General features: G+C 69.3%; 13 protein-coding genes. 5 read left to right on the top strand and 8 right to left on the bottom strand.

All coding sequences use genetic code 11. The features are described from left to right. The first annotated feature begins 75 nt into the window (after positions 1-75). Together Q5923_RS07815 and Q5923_RS07820 are read left to right on the top strand one after the other, a co-directional pair. Positions 76-1,488 (top strand): Sapep family Mn(2+)-dependent dipeptidase, encoded by a 1,413-nt coding sequence (locus Q5923_RS07815; RefSeq protein WP_303133278.1) that lies wholly within the window; start codon positions 76-78, stop codon positions 1,486-1,488. 154 nt (positions 1,489-1,642) lie between these two features. Continuing rightward, entirely contained in the window at positions 1,643-4,645 is a 3,003-nt protein-coding gene (locus Q5923_RS07820) for a CotH kinase family protein (RefSeq protein ID WP_303133280.1), read from the top strand. A gap of 119 nt (positions 4,646-4,764) precedes the next feature. Here Q5923_RS07820 and Q5923_RS07825 read toward each other — a convergent pair whose 3' ends face one another. The 5 genes from Q5923_RS07825 to serC form a co-directional block, all read right to left on the bottom strand. Further along, positions 4,765-7,422 (bottom strand): tetratricopeptide repeat protein, encoded by a 2,658-nt coding sequence (locus tag Q5923_RS07825; protein WP_303133282.1) that lies wholly within the window; start codon positions 7,420-7,422, stop codon positions 4,765-4,767. Between the two features lie 105 nt (positions 7,423-7,527). Further along, positions 7,528-8,967, bottom strand: coding sequence for a polysaccharide deacetylase family protein (locus Q5923_RS07830; protein ID WP_303133283.1), 1,440 nt, complete (start codon positions 8,965-8,967; stop codon positions 7,528-7,530). A 138-nt stretch (positions 8,968-9,105) separates the two neighbouring features. Continuing rightward, on the bottom strand, positions 9,106-10,362 hold the full coding sequence (locus tag Q5923_RS07835) for a DUF1015 domain-containing protein (protein WP_303133285.1): 1,257 nt from the start codon (positions 10,360-10,362) through the stop codon (positions 9,106-9,108). A gap of 45 nt (positions 10,363-10,407) precedes the next feature. Further along, positions 10,408-11,595 carry a 3-phosphoglycerate dehydrogenase family protein gene (locus Q5923_RS07840; RefSeq protein ID WP_303133287.1) on the bottom strand — a complete coding sequence of 396 codons (1,188 nt, stop codon included), beginning with the start codon at positions 11,593-11,595 and terminating at the stop codon, positions 10,408-10,410. A gap of 74 nt (positions 11,596-11,669) precedes the next feature. Beyond that, a complete protein-coding gene (gene serC, locus Q5923_RS07845) occupies positions 11,670-12,770 on the bottom strand; it encodes a 3-phosphoserine/phosphohydroxythreonine transaminase (RefSeq protein WP_303133289.1) in 1,101 nt (366 codons plus the stop codon). A 190-nt stretch (positions 12,771-12,960) separates the two neighbouring features. Between serC and Q5923_RS07850 the strand changes: the two genes are divergently transcribed. From Q5923_RS07850 to Q5923_RS07860, 3 genes are all read left to right on the top strand, one after another. Next, positions 12,961-13,662, top strand: coding sequence for an HAD family hydrolase (locus tag Q5923_RS07850; protein WP_303133291.1), 702 nt, complete (start codon positions 12,961-12,963; stop codon positions 13,660-13,662). Positions 13,663-13,763: 101 nt separating this feature from the next. Continuing rightward, positions 13,764-14,153 (top strand): phasin family protein, encoded by a 390-nt coding sequence (locus tag Q5923_RS07855; protein ID WP_072499504.1) that lies wholly within the window; start codon positions 13,764-13,766, stop codon positions 14,151-14,153. Between the two features lie 10 nt (positions 14,154-14,163). Further along, positions 14,164-15,912, top strand: a complete 1,749-nt coding sequence (locus tag Q5923_RS07860) for an AarF/ABC1/UbiB kinase family protein (RefSeq protein ID WP_303133293.1) — start codon at positions 14,164-14,166, stop codon at positions 15,910-15,912. Between the two features lie 386 nt (positions 15,913-16,298). Here Q5923_RS07860 and pflA read toward each other — a convergent pair whose 3' ends face one another. The 3 genes from pflA to Q5923_RS07875 all read right to left on the bottom strand — a co-directional run. Then, positions 16,299-17,105 (bottom strand): pyruvate formate-lyase-activating protein, encoded by an 807-nt coding sequence (gene pflA / locus Q5923_RS07865; protein ID WP_303133295.1) that lies wholly within the window; start codon positions 17,103-17,105, stop codon positions 16,299-16,301. 3 nt (positions 17,106-17,108) lie between these two features. Further along, complete coding sequence (gene grcA3 / locus Q5923_RS07870; RefSeq protein ID WP_009279036.1) at positions 17,109-17,360, bottom strand: autonomous glycyl radical cofactor GrcA3; 252 nt, start codon at positions 17,358-17,360, stop codon at positions 17,109-17,111. Positions 17,361-17,422: 62 nt separating this feature from the next. Next, positions 17,423-18,042 (bottom strand): pyruvate formate lyase family protein (locus Q5923_RS07875; RefSeq protein ID WP_303133297.1); only part of this gene is annotated, 620 nt, incomplete at its 5' end.

Raw genomic sequence — 18,042 nt, forward strand, 5'->3', positions numbered from 1 at the left:
CAGGACATGCCGGCCGTCAATGCTACCCTTGCAGCGTTTGCAATAACGAGGCGTCTCTATGCGAAAGGAGACAGGATGGGCGACGAAGAGCTGAAGCAGGAGGTCCACCAGTACGTCGAGGACGTCTGGGAGGACGTCGTCAAGGACATCGAGTCCCTCGTGGCCATCAGGTCCGTCGAGGACATGGGCAACGCGAGGCCCGGCATGCCCTATGGTCCCGCACCCTACGAAGCGCTGAGCGAGGCGCTCCGGATCGCCTCTCGCCTGGGCCTTGACGCCCACGACTGCGAGGGCCGGATCGGCTATGCGGACCTCGAGGGGGACTCGCCCAAGCAAATCGCGACCATCGGCCACACCGACATCGTCCCCGAGGGGACCGGCTGGCACTACGACCCCTTCAAGGTCACCCGCAAGGACGGCTTCCTCATCGGTCGCGGCGTCCTCGACGACAAGGGCCCCACGATCCTCTCGCTCTATGCGGCCAAGTACTTCGTCGACAAGGTGGCCGCCACGGGCAGGAGGCTGCCCTACACCCTGCGCTGCATCCTCGGCAACAACGAGGAGACCGACATGCGCGACGTCGAGTGGTACATCGAGAACTTCGAGCAGCCCGAGTTCCTCTTCACGCCCGACGCGGACTTCCCGCTGATCTGCGGCGAGAAGGGTGGCTACTCCGCCACCATCCGCTCGGGCAGGGTCTCTGACGTGATCGTGGACTTCGACGGCGGGACGGTGGGCAACGCCGTCGCCGGCGAGGCCGCGGCCGTCGTGCGCGCCAGTGCGGCGAGCCTTCCCGCGGCGGAGCGCATCGACGTCGAGGAGGCGGGGGAGGGCCTCGCGCGAATCGTGGCCCACGGCATCGGCGCGCACGCCTCGACTCCCGAGGGCTCCATCAACGCGATAGGCCTCATCGTCGACTACCTGCTCCAGAACGGGCTCTGCGGCGAGGGCGAGCGCGAGTTCCTCGAGCTCGAGCGCCTCGTCTTTGGCTCCACGGACGGCTCGACCCTGAACATCGCCGCGACGGACGACCTCTTCGACCCCCTCACCTGCATCGGTGGCACCATCCGCACCAAGGACGGCGTCTTCGAGCAGACCATCGACTCCCGCTATCCCAAGTCCATCACCTCCGACAAGATCACGGCTGAGGTGGGCGCCCTCTGCGAGGCACACCACTGCAGCCTGACCGTCGATCTCGACATGGTGCCCTTCTACACCGACCCCGCCGCCGAGGGCATCCAGACCCTGGTGCGCACCTACAACGAGTACACGGGTCGCAACGACCAGCCCTACACCATCGGAGGCGGGACCTACGCGCGCCACTTCAAGGCCGGCGGCGCCTTTGGTCCCAACGACCCGCACTTCCCCATGCCCTACTGGGTCGGGGCCGAGCACAGCGCCGACGAGGGCTTCGAGGAGGCGCAGTTCAAGCGCGCTCTCGAGATCTACATCGTGAGCATCGCCAGGCTCATGGAGCTCGAGTTCTAGAGGCGCGGCCAAGACGTGGCCTCACGCGTGCGCGGCCGGGGTGGGAATCGTCCTGCTTCGGCCGCGCCGTTTGGCTGAATGGTTCCTGTCATTTCCATGCCACGGCCTATACTAGGAGAGGTGTGGAAAATTTTTTGATCGAAAGGGTCCTCACATGCGCTTAAAGGGTGCTCAGGGGCTTGCCTGCATCTCTGGTGCGATCCTTGCGGCGGCGCTGCTGCCCACGTCCCTCGCGTGTGCCGTCGAGCCGGCGACGTCACCGGCCTCGGGAGGCCTCGGCGAGGTCACGGCTTTCGCCCCCACGACGTCGGACGAGGAAGGGGGCGCAACGATTCCGGACGAGCTTGGCCGGCCCGACGGGCCTGAGGAGCCGGTCGCTTCCCCCCAGGGGGACGCGAAGGCATGGGATGGGGCGGGTGCGCCGGGCACGGCGGAGGATGCCGTGGTCCACGTGGCGCCCGTCCAGGAGGAAGCCCCCGCAGCCTCCGACGAGAAAGAAGCCCCCGCAGCCTCCGACGAGGGGGAAGGCCACGCAACCGAAGGCACTGCCCCCGAAGTGGCCGAGGGCGAGGCGGCGACAGCTCCCGAGGGGGGCGTCGTGGAGACGCGGCCCTCCGCTGCCCCCGAGCCGATGGAGGCCAAGGAGCCCGTCCTGATGGCGAGTGAGCTCGCCGCCCCTGCCACGAACTCCGGCAAGGCCAAGGCGACGTCGCGGGCAACGGCCACGGCGAAGTCGGCGAAGAAGGCGCCGACCGCGCCCGTCGCGCAGCCCTCCGCCAAGCAGGCTCTGGCCGAGGGGAAGGAGTCGACCCTTTCCTACGACGACGTGCACCGCCTCTACAACCCAAACAGCGGCGAGCACTTCTACACCACCTCGCCCAAGGAGCGCGACAACCTCGTGCACGTGGGCTGGCGCTACGAGGGCGTCGGCTGGATCGCGCCCAGGACGGGCCTCGACGTGTTCAGGCTCTACAACCCCAACGCCGGCGACCACCACTACACCCTGAGCGACGAGGAGCGCAGGACGCTCGTGCACGTGGGCTGGCGCTACGAGGGCGTGGGCTGGCATTCGGCAGGGAAGGGCGGCGTTCCCCTCCTGCGCGAGTACAACCCCAACGCGAAGGTGGGCGCGCACAACTTCACGGTTTCCAGGAACGAGGACTCCCACCTGACCTCCGTGGGATGGAATGGCGAGGGGGTCGCCTGGTATGGGGCGGCCACCTGCGCCGCGGCGTCGGTCGGCAGCGAGGGGGGCAGCCATGAGGTCCGCTCCACCCAGTTGGACGGCGGGAGCTACCTCTTCCTTCCCTCGCACGCGACGGACGAGACCGTCGTGCGCTTCACGGACTGGGCGGGAGACCTGCTGCATCCCTACGTCCAGCAGGGCGGGAGGGAGTCGAGGGTCGATGGCCCCCTCACTCTCGCGGCGCTGAGGAGGCTGGGAAGCGCCAACGGCCAGGGGGACCTGTCCCTCTCGCTCAGGATGGCGCCCAGGCTGAGCCCCCAGAGTCTGACGATCATGCGCTCCGCCAGGATTGAGACCATCTACCTGTCGAGCGAGGACGCGAAGGCGAGGGGCCGTGCCTACGTCGAGGCCGACCCCAGGCACGAGCGCAAGGCGAAGGTGGTCGTGAGCGCGGTCGACGCCCGTGGTGGCGTGATATACGAGAGGGACGACGCGTCAAAGGGCAAGCTCTCGACCGTGAAGGGCAGGGGCAACTCGACCTGGGGCATCGGCAACAAGAAGCCGTACCAGGTCTCGCTCAGCAAGAAGGCGGACCTGCTCGCGACGGGCAACAAGGAGAACCAGTCCAAGAAGTGGGTGCTCCTCGCAAACGCCGCCGACCCCACGCTCATGCGCAGCAGCATAGCCTACGACCTTGCCCGTGAGCTGGGCATGCTGGGCGTGGAGTGCGCCCCGGTGGACCTGTACTACGACGGCGAGTACCGCGGCAGCTACCTCCTCACCGAGAAGGTCGACGTCGGGTCCGGCCGCGTGGACATCCACAAGCTCGAGGACGACTACAAGAAGGCAAACGAGGGCGTTGACCTCGACTCCCTCCCTGCCGCCATACGCAAGGGCGCAGGCGGCCTCGAGTATTCCTGCGTACCGGGGGTGCGCGACCCCAAGGACCTGAGCGGCGGCTACCTGCTCGAGCTGGACGACGCCTGGCACAAGGGCGAGAAGAGCTGGTTCTCGACCCAGCATGGCCACTTCGTGCTGAAGAACCCCGAGGTGGCCTCGGAGAAGGCGGTGCTCCACGTGGCAGCCGCCATGCGCGAGGCCATGGCAAACGCCGACAAGGGGCGCTTCAACCTGAGTGACGGCTACTCCTTCGACCTCGACTCCCTCGCCAAGACCTACCTGCTGAACGAGCTCCTCAAGAACGTCGACGCATTTGGGACGTCGACCTACTGCTATCTCGACGCCGGGAGCAAGACCTTCGTCTGGGCCCCCGTCTGGGACTTCGACTCCTGCGGCGGCACCCGCACCGACCACTATGACTCGGAGTTCTCGCGTTATGAGGGCTTCAGCCTGGTCAACGGGGCCTGGGTGCCCAGGATCGCGGCCGTGCGGAAGCGCATGGGGGAGGTCTATGGGGGCCAGCTCTCCCCGCTGGTCGACAAGGTCCTGCTGGGTGGCGGCTCCGCCCGGGGTGGGGAAGGGCAGTTGCGCTCCATCGCCTTCTATCGCGGCGAGCTTGCCGCCTCAGAGCGGATGAACGAGACCGTCTTCGGCATCACGCACTTCGATAACACGGTGAGGCCCTTCGACAGCTGGGCCGGGAACGTCGACTACCTGACGACCTGGGTCAGGAACAGGAATGACTGGCTGCGTGATGGCATCTCCCATGCCGGCTCGCCCAACGCGCCGTTCGTGTACCAGGGCTTCGACTACGGCATGGTCTTCGACTGCGAGTACTACCTGGCGTCCAACCCCGACCTGAGGGCTGCCTTCGGCGGGAGCCCCGAGGCGGCGCTCGCCCACTTCGCGGAGTTCGGCATGAGGGAGGGGAAAAGGTCGAGCCGCAACTTCGACGTGAGGGCCTACCGTGCCGCCAATCCCGACCTCGACCGGGCCTTTGGCAACGACCTCTCCCAGTACTACCGCCACTATTGCCAGCATGGCTTCAAGGAGGCGCGCCCCGTCCGCTAGGCTCTCCACTTCGGAGCCCAACGAGCAGCAGGCCCCTTGGCATGGCCTCGAAGCCCCCGCCCACCCCTTGGGATGGGCGGGGGCTTGCGTCGACGGATACGCTCGGGGAAGGGACTCGGCTATGCGTCGGGAGCGTCCTCCAGGGAGCGCAGGATGCCCGTCAGCACGTCGCTCGGGTCGAAGCGGTTGAGGATGCTCACGAAGCTACGCGCCACGGGGAAGACCTCCGCGTCCACGGACGCGCGGGCGCAGTCCTGGAACGCCTTGCTCATCTCTGGGGTGGGCGCGAGGGGGATGTCGTTCTCCTCGAGGAGCGCCTCGGGGTCGCCCGCCTGGAACTGTCCCCCCAGGCCGACGAGCGCCAGGCTCTGAAGCCCCATGCCCTGCGCCTGGGCGAGCCTCGAGAGGTCGAGGCGGGGGAGGAGCCTTAGCAGGTGCCTCACGCAGGCCCCGGCGAGGGCGTGCTCCCCCCTCTGGCCCAGCAGCCAGGCAAGCGAGAGGTACGACCCCGCGATGCCCTCCGGGTCGTGCGCGAGCGCGAGCCCCTCCTTGAGGACCCTCTCGGCCGCCTCGGGCCCCTGGGCCTCGAGGGTCGCGCGTGCCAGGGCGAGCTGGGCGGAGCGGTCCAGGGGGGCGAGCTCCACCATCCGTCTCGCCTCGCGCAGCGCGTCCTCGCCCCTGCCCGCGGCGATGTGGCAGCCCGCGAGGAGCGCGTGGCACTCGAAGTAGGCGTCGGGCACGAGCATGAGCGAGACGCCGTCCCTGCCGTAGAGCCGGTTGTAGAGCGTGCGGTCGACGAAGTTGGCGAAGTAGCGCCAGACGACCCTGTCCGCGTCCTCGTAGCTGCCGGCCGCGTCGACGGGGGCCAACGCCGCCTCGCAGAGGGCCCGCGCCTCGTCGAAGCGGCCCTCCGCCATGAGCTCCTGGCCCTTGGCCGACGCCCTGGTGAGCGCGTCCCCGTTCAGGAACTCGTCGCCCACGCTGATGGCGTCCTCCTCGAGCGAGCCGTCCACCAGCTTGGTGACACAGCGCTCCGCCGCGGACCTCACCAACGGGTCGGGGTCGTCGCCTGCCAGCTCGAGGATGGTCTTGACGTTCTTCTCGACCGAGCCGTCCTGGGAGGCGGGGACCAGCCTCCTCATGATGTCGAAGGCCAGGACGTTGCGCTTGTCCCCCTCCTCGATGGAGAGCCCGTAGACGCGCTCGCAGCCCAAGGCGCGGGCCACGGGCTTGCTGAGCCTGCGGGTGCTGAGCGAAGGCGGGAGGTGTCGCATGGGAGGGCAGAAGCGCCCCTCGGCGAGGCTGAACCCCTGCCGCACGGGACGGAGGACGCCGTCCTCCACGCGCATGACGGGGACGAAGGGACGGAAGCTGCGCTCGAGGTCGTCCAGGCGCTCGAGGTCGAGCCGCGCGAAGCGCCAGCGGTCGAAGTCGACCGAGATGTAGCAGCGATGCGTGCTCGCGCCGTTGACCACGCCGGCGAACCAGACGTGGAGGACCTTGGACGAGCTCCGGAAGGCCGCCGCGGCGAGGAGGATGGCAAGGCGCCTGGCATAGTCAGAGGCCGCCTGACGGCGCATCTGGCGGGTGCTGGGGACGACGCCGAGCCCGCTCACGAACATGGACGAGGGGAACACCGACTCCGGCGTGAGCTCGACCTGGATGGCGACGTTGCCGTCGGAGACGTTGCAGCGGAAGTCCGCCTCGAGCCGGTAGGGGAGCTGGAGGTTCTCGATCGCCGAGGAGATGGCCCTGCGCACCGTCCACTCGCCGTCGGGGAGCTCGCCCTCCTGGAGGGGCACGGGCTGGTCGAGGGGCGGCATCTGGGCGCAGATGGAGCTCGCCAGCTCGCGGTCGAGCTTGTAGCAGTCCTCGACGCTCACGCTGCCCGGCTCGTCGAAGTAGCTGGCCGCATAGCGGACTGAGTTGAGCGCCGCCTCGATGGCAAGCACGCGGAGCTTTGCCAGATAGGGAAGCTCCGGCTCTAGGATGCGCAGGTAGATGCCCTGGGTGGACGAGAGCACCGCGACGTCCACCTGTGGGAGGCGGATGTCCTTGGAGAAGAGCCCCGCCTCCTCGAGCCTGCGTGCCAGGTAGAGCTCGAGGCCCGAGGGACGTGCCACGACCTGCCCGTCCTCCCGCACGCGTGTCGTGCGGAAGGCGAGGGGGTCGAGGGCGCCGGGGGCCTCGGGGTCGCCTCCGTCGGGGAGGGGCGTCTCGTCGCCCCTCCCCTCGACTCGTGCCTGGCGCGTGCGTATGTCGCCCACCAGGGCCTTGAGGAGGCCGAGGGGGTCGGTCGTGGACGCGAGGGCCCGCGCGAGCGAGGGGTAGTCGAGCTCGGAGCGCAGGGCGTCTCCGCTGCCAGGCTCCCCGCCGCGCGCGTCGCCCGAACGACCCTCCTCCGGGGCTTTCGCGGCGTCGCTTCGGGCCATCGCCTGCTCCCAGGCGGGAGCCGCGGCCTCGATCGCGACCTCGCCGCCGACCTCGGGAGCGCTGACGACTGCGGTCATGACGGGGTCCCCGCCCTCCGCCTGCTCGCCCGTCCCGAGCCCGCCCGTCCGTGGGGACGTGGCAGGCGGCTCGTGCCTTCGTGCCGCGTAGGCGAAGAGGCCGAGCCCCAGCCCCGCCGCCGCGGCGCTGGTCGCGACCAGACCCCAGGCGAGGCTCTGCATGGCAAGCGCCTGATGTCCCGCGTAGGCGAGGCAGCCTGCGAGCGCGCTGGCGGGGATGGCCAGGAGCAGCCCTCGGGCGGACATGTTGTGGTGACGTCCCTGCATGGTTCTCCAAACGACGGGTCCCCTCCCCCGGTTTATACCCAGGGAAGGGGACCAGCTCGGCAATTCGCAACAAGGTCACGTCAGGGGCTGGCAGGGGTGCCAGGCCTAGGCGTCTCCCAGCTCGGTCGGCCAGACGCAGCCCTCGGGGAGGGTGGCGTTGCCGGACTTGATGTCGTCGGGGATGGAGCTGTCGGAGGCCAGGAGCTCGTTGATGGTGACGAGGGTGTAGCCCTGCCCCTGAAGGCTGCTGATGATGGTGGGGAGCGCCTCGACGTCCTGGTCGCGGTTGCCGCCGCCGTCGTGCATGAGGATGATCGAGCCCGGCGCGATGCCGTTCAGGGCGTTTGCCGCGATCTTGTCCGCGCCGGGCCTGCGCCAGTCCTCGGAGTCCTGGTTCCAGATGACCGAGCACGAGAGCAGTCCGCCGGACTTGAGCCAGGTGGACTCCTTGAAGGCGCCGTAGGGCGGGCGAATCACGGTGGTGCCCACGCCGTCGGTATCCCGGATGGCGTCGAAGGTCCTCTTGAGCTCGTCCCGGAGCGTCGCCTCGTCCAGGGTCGGGAGCTCCGGGTGGGTGTAGGAGTGCGACGCCACCTGGCTCCCCTGGGCGACGACCGCCTTCGACAGGTCGGGGTACGCCGCCACCTGGCTGCCCAGGTTGAAGAAGGTCGCCCTGGCGCCGTATTGGTTGAGGATGTCCAGGTAGCGCTGGGTGTACTCGCTGGGACCGTCGTCGAAGGTGAGGGCGACGAGCTTCTGGTCGTTGTCGGGCTTCACGTTGTGGAGCATGATGACGCAGTCCTGGACCTCGTCCACGGTGGTGTCTGCGGTCTCTCCCGAGGTGGTGCCGGTGCGGGTCTCGACCCTGCCGGGCCTGCCCCACTGCGACACGTAGGCAACGGCGCCGTAGCCGCCCTGCATGAGCAGCTTGGGCTGGACCTCCCTGGTCGTGGCGCTGTACTCCTCGCTGCGGTCGGCTCCGTCGCCGATCTGGATGTCGTCGCCCGCCTTGGCGCGGTATGAGCCGATCTGGTCCTGGTCGAGGTCCGCGCCGTTCACGCGGGCGGAGAGGGCGAAGCCCTTGCCCTGCTCGAGCACCTTGCCCGAGACCGAGACGAGGTTTCCGGCGTTGGGCGAGAGGGACGCGGCGTCCCTCACCTGCTCGAGGGTAGCCCCCCTCGTGACCTTCAGTCCCTGCCCGTTCACCTTGACCTGGACGGGCCTGCTGGTGGCGAACCAGACGCCGCCTCCTCCCAGCGCGGCCACGACGGCGAGCGCGATGGCGTTGCGGCGGGTGAGGTTGGGACCGCCGGGGGCGGCCGTGTCCCTGGGGCCGGCAAGGGGCCGGGAGCTGCGGTGGGCGCTCCCGTAGGTGGCGGTGGGGATGTAGTGGCTCGCTCCGGTGGAGGTCGCCGTGGGCTGCCGGTGGTGCTCGCCGTCGTGGCTCGTATGATGACGCTGCTGGGCGTGGGCCTGGCTGCCGCGGGCGAGGGAGTCCGCGTCCCTGCGGGTGGTTCCCTTGCGGGGGTGGGGAGTGCTGCTCATGGGACCGCTTCCGTTCTGCTGCGTTGGTGCCCTACATGTTCAATCAATCTAACACGCAGAGCCCGCGCCCCTCCCCGGATTCGGTCGTTTTGGGGCGATTGCATAGGGTGCATACGGGGCGGCGGCTCTGGCCGGAGGCTAGATCCGGCGGATGAGGAGCCCGCTCCTGAGCTTGGGCTCGAACCAGGTCGACTTGGGGGGCATGAGGCGTCCCGCGTCGCTCACGGCCATGAGCTCGCCCACCGAGGTGGGGAAGAGCGAGAAGGCCGCCCCACCCGCGCCGGCGAGCTCCTCGAGCCTGCCCGTCCCCTCGACCCCGCCGACGAAGCGGATGCGTTCGCTCGTGCGCGGGTCGTCGATGCCCAGGAGCGGCCCCAGGACGCGGTCCTGGAGTATGCCGGCGTCGAGCCGCGCCACGGGGTCACCCTCCGGGAGCGTCTCGGGGTCCCTGAGCCTGAGGCCGTGCCAGGAGCCTCCCACGAAGAGGCCGAACTCGTGCCGCGCGCCCGGGACCGCGAAGGAGGGGCCCTCTCCCATGAGGTCGAAGCCGGCCTGGTCGAGGCCCCGGAGGAGGTCCTCCGGCGTGAGTCCGGCGGTGTCGAACAGGACGCGGTCGTAGGGAAGCACCCTGAGCTGGCTCGCGGGGAAGAGCACCGAGAGGAAGAGGTCGTAGGGCCTCTCGTCGCCCTTGGCGCAGGCACCCTCGGGGCGCCCGTCGGCGCGCCTGCGCTCGAGGCTCAGATGGACGGCGCTGGCGGCGCGGTGATGGCCGTCGGCGATGTAGGCGCAGGGCACGGTCTGGAAGCAGGAGCGCAGGGCCTCCACGGCAGCGGGCCGCGCGATGCGCCACATGGTCTGGCGGACGCCCTCTCCGTCCGTGAAGTCGTAGAGGGGGCTCGCCTGCGTGGCGGCGCGGACGAGGACGTCGATGGCGTAGTTGTCGCGATAGCAGAGGAAGATCGGCCCCGTCTGGGCGCCCGTCGCGCGGATGTGCTCGATGCGGTCCGCCTCCTTGGCGGCGGTCGTGCCCTCGTGCCGGCGGATGGTCCCATCGAGGTACTCGTCCACGGCGCACGCGCAGGCTATGCCGGTCTGCGCGTGCCCGCCCTGCTCCAGGCGCCAGACGTAGTAGCAGGGGGTCGCGTCGCGCAGGAGCGTGCCGTCCTGCGCGCGCGCCCTGAGGAGCTCGGCCGCCTTGGCGTAGACCTCGGGGGCGTACATGTCCTGGTCGGGCGGGAAGGCGGTCTCGGGCCTGTCGATGGCGAGGAAGGAGTCGGGGTGCGCCTCGACGTACGCTGCGGCGGACCTGCGGTCGAAGACGTCGTAGGGAAGGCTCGCGAAGCTGGCGGCGCGCTCCGGCGTGGGCCGCAGGCAGCTCATGGGCTCGGCTCTCATCTGCATTCCTCCTTGCAGCTCGTCAGGTGGCGCCCGCGTGGGCCGCTAGGCCTGGGCCGGCCTGATCACCCTGATGCGGTACACGCCGGGAATGGCGCGCAGGCGGTCGTAGGTCTGGCGGTCGAGGGGGGAGTCGGTGTCCACCAACGTGTACGCGTGCGCGCCCTGCGAGGCGTTGCTCATGCGCTGGATGTTGGTGCCCGTGCCAGCGAGCGCGGCGGTGAGCTGGCCGATCATGTTGGGGACGTTGGCGTGGAGCGCCGCGAAGCGCCCCTGGCCCTGGCAGGGGCCCATGTCGCAGTCGGGGTAGTTGACGGAGTTCCTGATGGTGCCGTCCTCGAGGTACGCCTTCATCTCGCCCACGGCCATGCGGGCGCAGTTCTCCTCTGCCTCGTCGGTGCAGGCCCCCATGTGGGGCGTGATGAGGGTGCGGGGCATCCGGGTGGTCTTGGGGGTCGCGAAGTCGCAGACGAAGCAGCCGAGCTTGCCCGACTCGAGGGACCTGGCCACGCCGTCCTCGTCCACGATGTCCGCGCGGGCGTAGTTGAGGAGCATCGCGCCGTCCGCCATGAGGGAGACCTGCTCCTCTCCCAGCATATGGACGGTGTCCTCCTTCGAGGGGACGTGCAGCGTCACGTAGTCGGCCCCCTGGCAGAGCTCCTCGAGGCTGTCCACCCGCTTGACCTCGCGAGAGAGCTGCCAGGCGTGCTCGACGGAGAGGTAGGGGTCATAGCCGTAGACGTCCAGACCCAGGTTGATGAGGGCGTTGGCGACCTTGGAGCCCACGGCGCCCAGGCCCACGACGCCGGCCTTGCGCCCGATGGCCTCGTGGCCCACGAAGGCCTTCTTGCTGCGCTCGCTCGCCCTCACGATGTCCGGATCGCCGGCGTTGCTGCGCACCCAGTCGATGCCGCCCGCGGTGCCGCGGGAGTTGACCAGGATCATGCCCACGACGAGCTCCTTCACGGCGTTGGAGTTGCCGCCGGGCGAGTTGAACACCACGATGCCGCGCTTGGCGCACTCCTCGAGCGGGATGTTGTTCACGCCGGCGCCCGAGCGCGCGACGCAGCGCACGGAGGGGCCGAAGTCGATGCCGTGGATGTCGCTGGCCCGCACCAGGATCGCGTCCGCCTGGCTTATGTCGTCGGTCTTCTGGTATCCCTCGCCAAGCTCCGCCTCGCCGTCACGGGTGATCCTCTTGGCTATGTTGTCCATCACCTTCACGTAGCGCATGCCTTCTCCTTTGGTCTGCGACCTTCTCCTTGGTGGGGGCGCGGGACGCCCCGCAGGTGCCGGGCACGTCCCGGCTAGATGGGCCGCGTGCGCGGCAGGTGCCTCGCCTCGAAGTCGGACATGTACGCGAGGAGCGCGTCGACGGCCTCCTGGGGGACGGCGTTGTAGCAGCTCGCGCGCATGCCGCCGGCGAGGCGGTGCCCCTTGAGGTTCGCGATGCCCCTCTCGGTCGCCCCCGTCACGAACTCCCCGTCCAGCGCCTCATCGCCCGTCCTGAAGCAGACGTTCGCGATGGAGCGGTGCCCGGGAAGGACGCTGGACGAGAAGAGCGCGCTGTGGTCGAGGTAGTCGTAGAGTGGTCCGACCTTGGCGAGGTTGCGGGCCTCCATGGCCTCGAGCCCGCCCTGCTCCTCGACCCAGCGGAAGACCTTGCCGCACACGTAGATGCCCCAGCAGTTTGGCGTGTTGAGCATGGATCCCCTCTCCGCCTCGAGGCGAAAGTCCATGTAGCTGGGGCAGACGCCGAGCGCGGGCCCGTCCTGGACGAGGTCGTCGCGCACGATGACCACGGTGACGCCCGCGGGGCCGGCGTTCTTCTGCGCGCCTGCGTAGACGAGGCCGAAGCGGCTCACGTCCAGGGGGAGCGAGAGGAAGCAGCTCGAGACGTCGGCCACGAGCGGCACGGAGCCTGCGTCGGGGAAGTCGCGCATCATGTTGCCGAATACGGTCTCGTTCTGGCAGAGGTAGAGGTAGTCGAGGCCCTGGTCGAGGTCCGAGGGGAACTCGGGCACGCGGTCGAAGCCGGTGCCCTCGCTCGAGGCGACCACCTCGGCGCTGCCGTACCTCCGGGCCTCCTGGCACGCCTTCTGGGACCAGTTGCCGCTCACCACGTAGCCCGCCCTGCCGTGGCGCATGAGGTTGAGGGGGACGCCCGCGAACTGGAGGGTCGCGCCGCCCTGGAGAAAGAGAACGTGGTAGTTGGCGGGGATGCCCATGACGCGCCTGAGCGTCGCCTCGGCGTCGTCGATGATGGACTGGTAGAGCGGCGAGCGGTGGCTCATCTCCATGACGGACATGCCTGACCCCCGGTAGTCGAGCATCTCTTCCGCGCACTCGCGCAGAACGGGCTCGGGAAGGGCCGCGGGACCCGCAGAGAAGTTGAAGACGCGTGCCATCTGTCCTCCAGACCTGGACGCCAACGTGCGCACTCAGAGCCATCGTAGCGCGCCCGGCAGATGTCGCGCCACGCGCGGCCCAAGGCGACGGCAGCTTGTAACCTTGCGTGATGGCGGGCGCGAGGGGGCAGGTTGGGGCGGCCCAGACGCTATCATGGACGGGCGAACACGAGGAGAAGGGAACGCGCCCATGCAGGATCAAGAGGCCAGGTCGGTGGGGACCGCCATGGGAGGGGCCACCCTCGCCGAGCGCGGATGTGTCCTTTTCGACTTCGACGGGACGCTCGCGGACTCCAAGCCCCTCATCGTGGGGACGGCCACCAGGGTGCTGCGCGACTTCGGCATCCCCGAGCGTGAGCTCGAACGTGCGGGCGAGCTCGTGGGCCCGCCCTTCCCCCAGGCATTCAGCCTGGTCTTTGGCCTCTCGGAGGGGGACGCCGAGGAGGTGACGCGCAGGTATCGGGAGATATACGAGTCCCTGGGGCCTGCCGCCTGGCCCGTCTTCGGGGGCATCCCCGAGCTCCTCGGGTCGCTGCGCGCCGCGGGCAAGAGGCTGGGAATCGTCTCGTCCAAGAGGACCCGCCTGCTCAGGAGGGCCGTGGCGGACAACGGCATCTCCGACCTCTTCGACGCCATCGGGGGAAAGGACGCCGACCACGGCATCTCGAAGGCGCAGACGATGAGGGACGTCCTGGGCAGGATGGGGCTCGCCGCCGCCGACGCCGTCATGGTGGGCGACAGGCACTACGACGTGGAGGCCGCCAGCGCCTGCGGCGTGCCCTGCGTGGGCGTGGTGCTGGGCGGCACCGGGACCGTCGAGGAGCTCGAGGGGGCGGGTGCCGTGGCCGTGGCGCGGAGCGTGGCGGAGCTGTGTGGCCTGCTCTTGGGATAGACCGTCCGTCGACGGGACGCGTCTTGCCCGTCGACGTCTTGGGTACAAGGGCGGCATGTTGGAGGGGCGCACGGGCGCCCCGCGGCCGAAAGGGGTTCGCAATGGCAGGGATCGACGATTTTGGCGAGGTCGTTCGCAAGGCGTTTCTGGCCGGCGTCGGCGCCGTCGCCCTGGGGGCCGAGAAGTCCCAGGGCATGATCGAGGACCTGGTCAAGAAGGGCGAGCTCACCGTCGAGCAGGGCAAGGCCCTGAACGAGGAGCTCAAGCACAAGGTGAGCCAGGCGTCGAACGACACATCCGACGCCCTGCTCAGGGCGAAGCTGCGGTCCATGAGCCCCGAGGAGCGCGCGTCATGGCTGGCGCATGCCCAGGAGGTCGCGGACGACATCGACGCCCAGCGCGTCGAGGTCGAGGTCGAGTCCGAGGAGGTCGTCGAGGACGACGCCGAGGATGATGCCGAGGCCGGCGGGGAGCCGCAGGACGCCGAGTAGGAAGGCCCCCATGGCTCAGGGCGAGAGGGACCAAGGCACGCAGGTCAAGGGGGCCACGGGAGGCCGTGGCCCCCTTGACGGCTGGGGGTCCTCCGAAAAGGGACCCTGGGCTCCCGTGCGCGACGACACCATCGGCCTTCTGGGGGGATTTCCCGGCGACGCCCGGAGGTACCGCATCTCCCGCCTGAGCAAGGCCGCCCGCCTGCGCGAGATTCTGGCCATCGCGAGCCACTACGACATCCTCCACGGCCTCACGCCGGTCAGCTTCCGGCAGCTCCTCGAGGAGCTGGGCCCCACCTTCGTGAAGGCGGGGCAGATCCTCTCCATGAGGTCGGAGATACTCCCCGAGAGCTTCTGCCAGGAGCTGACGCGCCTCAGGACCGACGTGGAGCCCATGGACCGCGAGCTCGTGCTCCAGACGCTGCGCGCGGAGTACGAGACCCCCATCGAGGAGATCTTCGACGCCATAGACGACGTGCCGCTGGGTTCCGCCTCCGTGGCGCAGGTCCACAAGGCGCGGCTGGTCAGCGGGGAGACGGTGGCCATCAAGCTGCAGCGGCCCCACGTCCAGGAGATCATGGCGCAGGACATCTCGATCATGCGCTCGCTCGCGCGCCGCGCGCAGGGCCTCATGGGCGACGACCAGTTCCTCGACCTGCAATCCGTGGTGGACGAGCTCTGGCAGTCCTTCCGCGAGGAGACGGACTTCCTGGTGGAGGCCCACAGCCTCGAGGAGTTCCGCCGGAACAACGCGAGCTGCCGCTTCGTGGACTGCCCGCGGCCCTTCCCCAGGCTCTGCACCGAGCACGTCGTGGTGATGGACTACATCGAGGGCATCCCCTTCGACGACCGCGAGGCGCTTCTCGCCCAGGGCTATGACCTGGAGGAGATAGGCACCAAGCTGGTCGACAACTACACCCAGCAGATGATCGACGACGGCTTCTTCCATGCGGACCCGCATCCTGGCAACCTCGTGGTGCGCGACGGGAAGATCGTCTACCTCGACCTGGGCATCATGGGAAGGCTCTCGTCCCACGACCGCTCCGCCATAGCAGACATGGTCTCTGCCGTCGCCGCCCGCGACAGCGCGGGCCTCAAGGCGGGGCTCCTGCGCTTCTCGGTGTCGGACCTGAGGGACGTCGACCACGCGAGCCTGCTCGCCGACCTCGACTCGATCATCGCGGACTTCGGCGAGGCGGACCTCGCGGAGCTGGACATCGGGGCCTTCCTCAACTCGCTCATAAGCATGGCGCGCAGGAACGGCATCGAGCTCCCCGGCACGGTCACCATGCTCGCGCGCTCCCTCGTCACCCTCGAGGGGACGGTGGACGGCTTCCTGCCGGACGCCAGCATGGTCGACATCGTGCGGGCCCACATCAAGGCCCACACCAGGCCACTCGACCTCGCCAAGGGCGAGCTGCGCTCGTATCTCCGGGAGTCCGCCTCGGCCTCGCACGGCCTGCTCAGGGCCGCGTCCCAGGCCGACACGGCCATGGAGATGCTCACCCGCGGCCAGCTGCGCATGAACCTCGACCTCCCCGGCACCGAGAACCCCATCAGCGACATGGCCCACGCCGCTGACCGCCTGACCATGGGCATCATCATCGCGGGCCTCTTCATAGGGTCCTCGGTGGTGTACTACGCGCGCATCCAGCCCGTCATCTTTGGCATACCGGTCATCGGCTTCGTGGGCTACGTGGTCGCCCTGGTGCTGGGGCTCTGGCTGGTGCGGCAGATCATGCGGGAGTCCAGGCGCTAGGCGGGAGGGCGCGACGTCCCTCGCCCCCGTCCAAGTGCTAGCCTTGCGAGGTCCTGCTTCCCCGTGGCTAGGCTGTGGTCTGCATGTCATCCGTCGTCGTGCTCGTCTCCCAGATACTCGTCATGTTCCTCCTCGTGGGGGTCGGCTTCTGGCTCTAATCGGGCGCCGCGGGGCTGCTGGCGGCACTGGGGTTGCGTTCCTCTCGCGCGACGGGGGGGTGCCAGTCGGGGCGGAGCCGGCGCTCCTCGCGCACGGTGGGGCTGCGATTCGTCCTGTACTGCCCTTCTTTTTGGGGGAGGGCCAGGCACGCCGAGCAAAGGGCAGACCCAGCGATCCGCGGACGCCGATGGATCACATGCTCCGTGGCGCAGCGAGCTCCGACGGACCTAGCGCACCCGCTCCGCCCTGCGCGCGGCGCGGGCCTCCATCACGATCGCCCTGAGCTCGGGCAGACGCGTGGGGTCCATTGCCGGCACGCCCTCGAGGCGGTAGGGAAGGCCGAGCCTCCCGTACTTATCCCTCCCCATGGTGTGGTAGGGGAGGAGGTCCAGGCCCACGACGTTGTCCCAGTTCCCCAGGAGCCTGCCCAGGCCCCTGAGCTCCTCCTCCACGTCGGTGATGCCAGGCACCACGACGTGCCGCACCACCGTGGGGATGCGCCTGCGCGCCAGCTCGTCGGCGAGCGCGAGGGGCGCCTCGGGCCCCGAGCCGCAGAGCCTGCGATGCCCTGCGGGGTCGCTGTGCTTGATGTCCAGGAGCACGAGGTCGCACTCGGCGAGCACGGGCGAGAAGGGCTCGGGACGCTTGGGGTCGAAGGTCGCCCCCGACGTGTCGAGGCAGCAGTGGATGCGGCCACGGGGGCTCCGGTGCGCCGCACGGAAGAGGTCCGCCACGAAGCGGGGCTGGGCCAGGGGCTCCCCTCCGCTCACGGTCATGCCGCCCCTCCGGTAGAAGGGGCGGTTCCTCTCGAAGCGCTCGAGGAGCTCGCCCGCGCTGACCTCGCTCCCGCCCGCGTAGTCCCAGCTGTCGGGGTTGTGGCAGTAGGCGCAGCGCAGGGGGCAGCCCTGGAGGAAGACGACCATGCGGCAGCCCGGTCCGTCCACCGTCCCCATGCTCTCGACGGAATGGACCCGCCCGCGGCTGGCGAGCGGGTCCGAGGCCTGGGGCAGCAGGGTCCTCTCGACCTCGTCCAAGGCCTAGAGCGCCTCGTGGAAGGTGCGGCCGATCACGTCGTCCTGCTGTTCGCGGGTGAGCGAGTTGAACTTCACCGCGTAGCCCGAGACGCGGATGGTGAGCTGTGGGTACCTCTCGGGGTGGGCCTGGGCGTCGAGGAGGGTCTCCTTGGTGAAGACGTTCACGTTGAGGTGGTGACCGCCCTCCTGCGCGTAGCCGTCGAGCAGCCCTACCAGGTTGTCCACCTGCTCCTCGGGGATGTCCGAGCACTTCATGGGAGTCCTTTCTTCGTGGTCTGTCGTGTGCGTTGGCTTGGGGCTCGCGGCGCCGCCTCGCCCTACGGACGGTCTGCCTGGCCCTCGCCGGCGGAGGCGTCGGCGGCGCAGGCGCAGTCGACGTGGGACTCAAGCGAGAAGTCGGCCTTGGAGAAGTCGATTCCCGCGATGTCCACGTCTCCCAGGTCGAGCTCGTCGGGCGAGAACATCACGCCGCCGCACTTGCCCAGGGCGTCGGGAACGATGGAGAAGGTGTTGGAGATGCCGTCTTGGGCGTCCCGGAAGGGGAGCTTCGCCACGGACGCCAGCGAGGCGACCGCACCGTGGGTGTCCCTCCGGTGCATGGGGTTCGCGCCGGGCGCGAAGGGCTGCCCGGCCCTGCGTCCGTCCGGGGTGTTGCCCGTCGCGCTGCCGTAGACCACGTTGGAGGTGATGGTGAGGATCGAGGTCGTGGGGACGGCCCTGCGGTAGGTGTCGGTCTCGCGCACGTACTTCATGAACACCTCGACCACGTCGTGGGCGATCTGGTCAACGCGGTCGTCGTCGTTTCCGTACTTGGGGAAGTCCCCCTCCACCTCGTAGTCGGTGACGAGGCCCGTCTGGTCGCGCAGCACGCGCACCTTGGCATACTTGATGGCGCTCAGCGAGTCCGCCACGACGGAGAGCCCGGCGATGCCCGTGG

Source organism: uncultured Olsenella sp., assembly GCF_959602185.1.
In the GTDB taxonomy this organism is placed as follows: Bacteria; Actinomycetota; Coriobacteriia; order Coriobacteriales; family Atopobiaceae; genus Olsenella_I; species Olsenella_I phocaeensis.

Excerpts from the sequence above, each read along its gene's own strand:
- Q5923_RS07815 (WP_303133278.1), top strand. The coding sequence starts at position 76 with ATGGGCGACGAAGAGCTGAAGCAGGAGGTCCACCAGTACGTCGAGGAC.
- Q5923_RS07820 (WP_303133280.1), top strand. The coding sequence starts at position 1,643 with ATGCGCTTAAAGGGTGCTCAGGGGCTTGCCTGCATCTCTGGTGCGATC.
- Q5923_RS07825 (WP_303133282.1), bottom strand. The coding sequence starts at position 7,422 with ATGCAGGGACGTCACCACAACATGTCCGCCCGAGGGCTGCTCCTGGCC.
- Q5923_RS07830 (WP_303133283.1), bottom strand. The coding sequence starts at position 8,967 with ATGAGCAGCACTCCCCACCCCCGCAAGGGAACCACCCGCAGGGACGCG.
- Q5923_RS07835 (WP_303133285.1), bottom strand. The coding sequence starts at position 10,362 with ATGAGAGCCGAGCCCATGAGCTGCCTGCGGCCCACGCCGGAGCGCGCC.
- Q5923_RS07840 (WP_303133287.1), bottom strand. The coding sequence starts at position 11,595 with ATGCGCTACGTGAAGGTGATGGACAACATAGCCAAGAGGATCACCCGT.
- serC (WP_303133289.1), bottom strand. The coding sequence starts at position 12,770 with ATGGCACGCGTCTTCAACTTCTCTGCGGGTCCCGCGGCCCTTCCCGAG.
- Q5923_RS07850 (WP_303133291.1), top strand. The coding sequence starts at position 12,961 with ATGCAGGATCAAGAGGCCAGGTCGGTGGGGACCGCCATGGGAGGGGCC.
- Q5923_RS07855 (WP_072499504.1), top strand. The coding sequence starts at position 13,764 with ATGGCAGGGATCGACGATTTTGGCGAGGTCGTTCGCAAGGCGTTTCTG.
- Q5923_RS07860 (WP_303133293.1), top strand. The coding sequence starts at position 14,164 with ATGGCTCAGGGCGAGAGGGACCAAGGCACGCAGGTCAAGGGGGCCACG.
- grcA3 (WP_009279036.1), bottom strand. The coding sequence starts at position 17,360 with ATGAAGTGCTCGGACATCCCCGAGGAGCAGGTGGACAACCTGGTAGGG.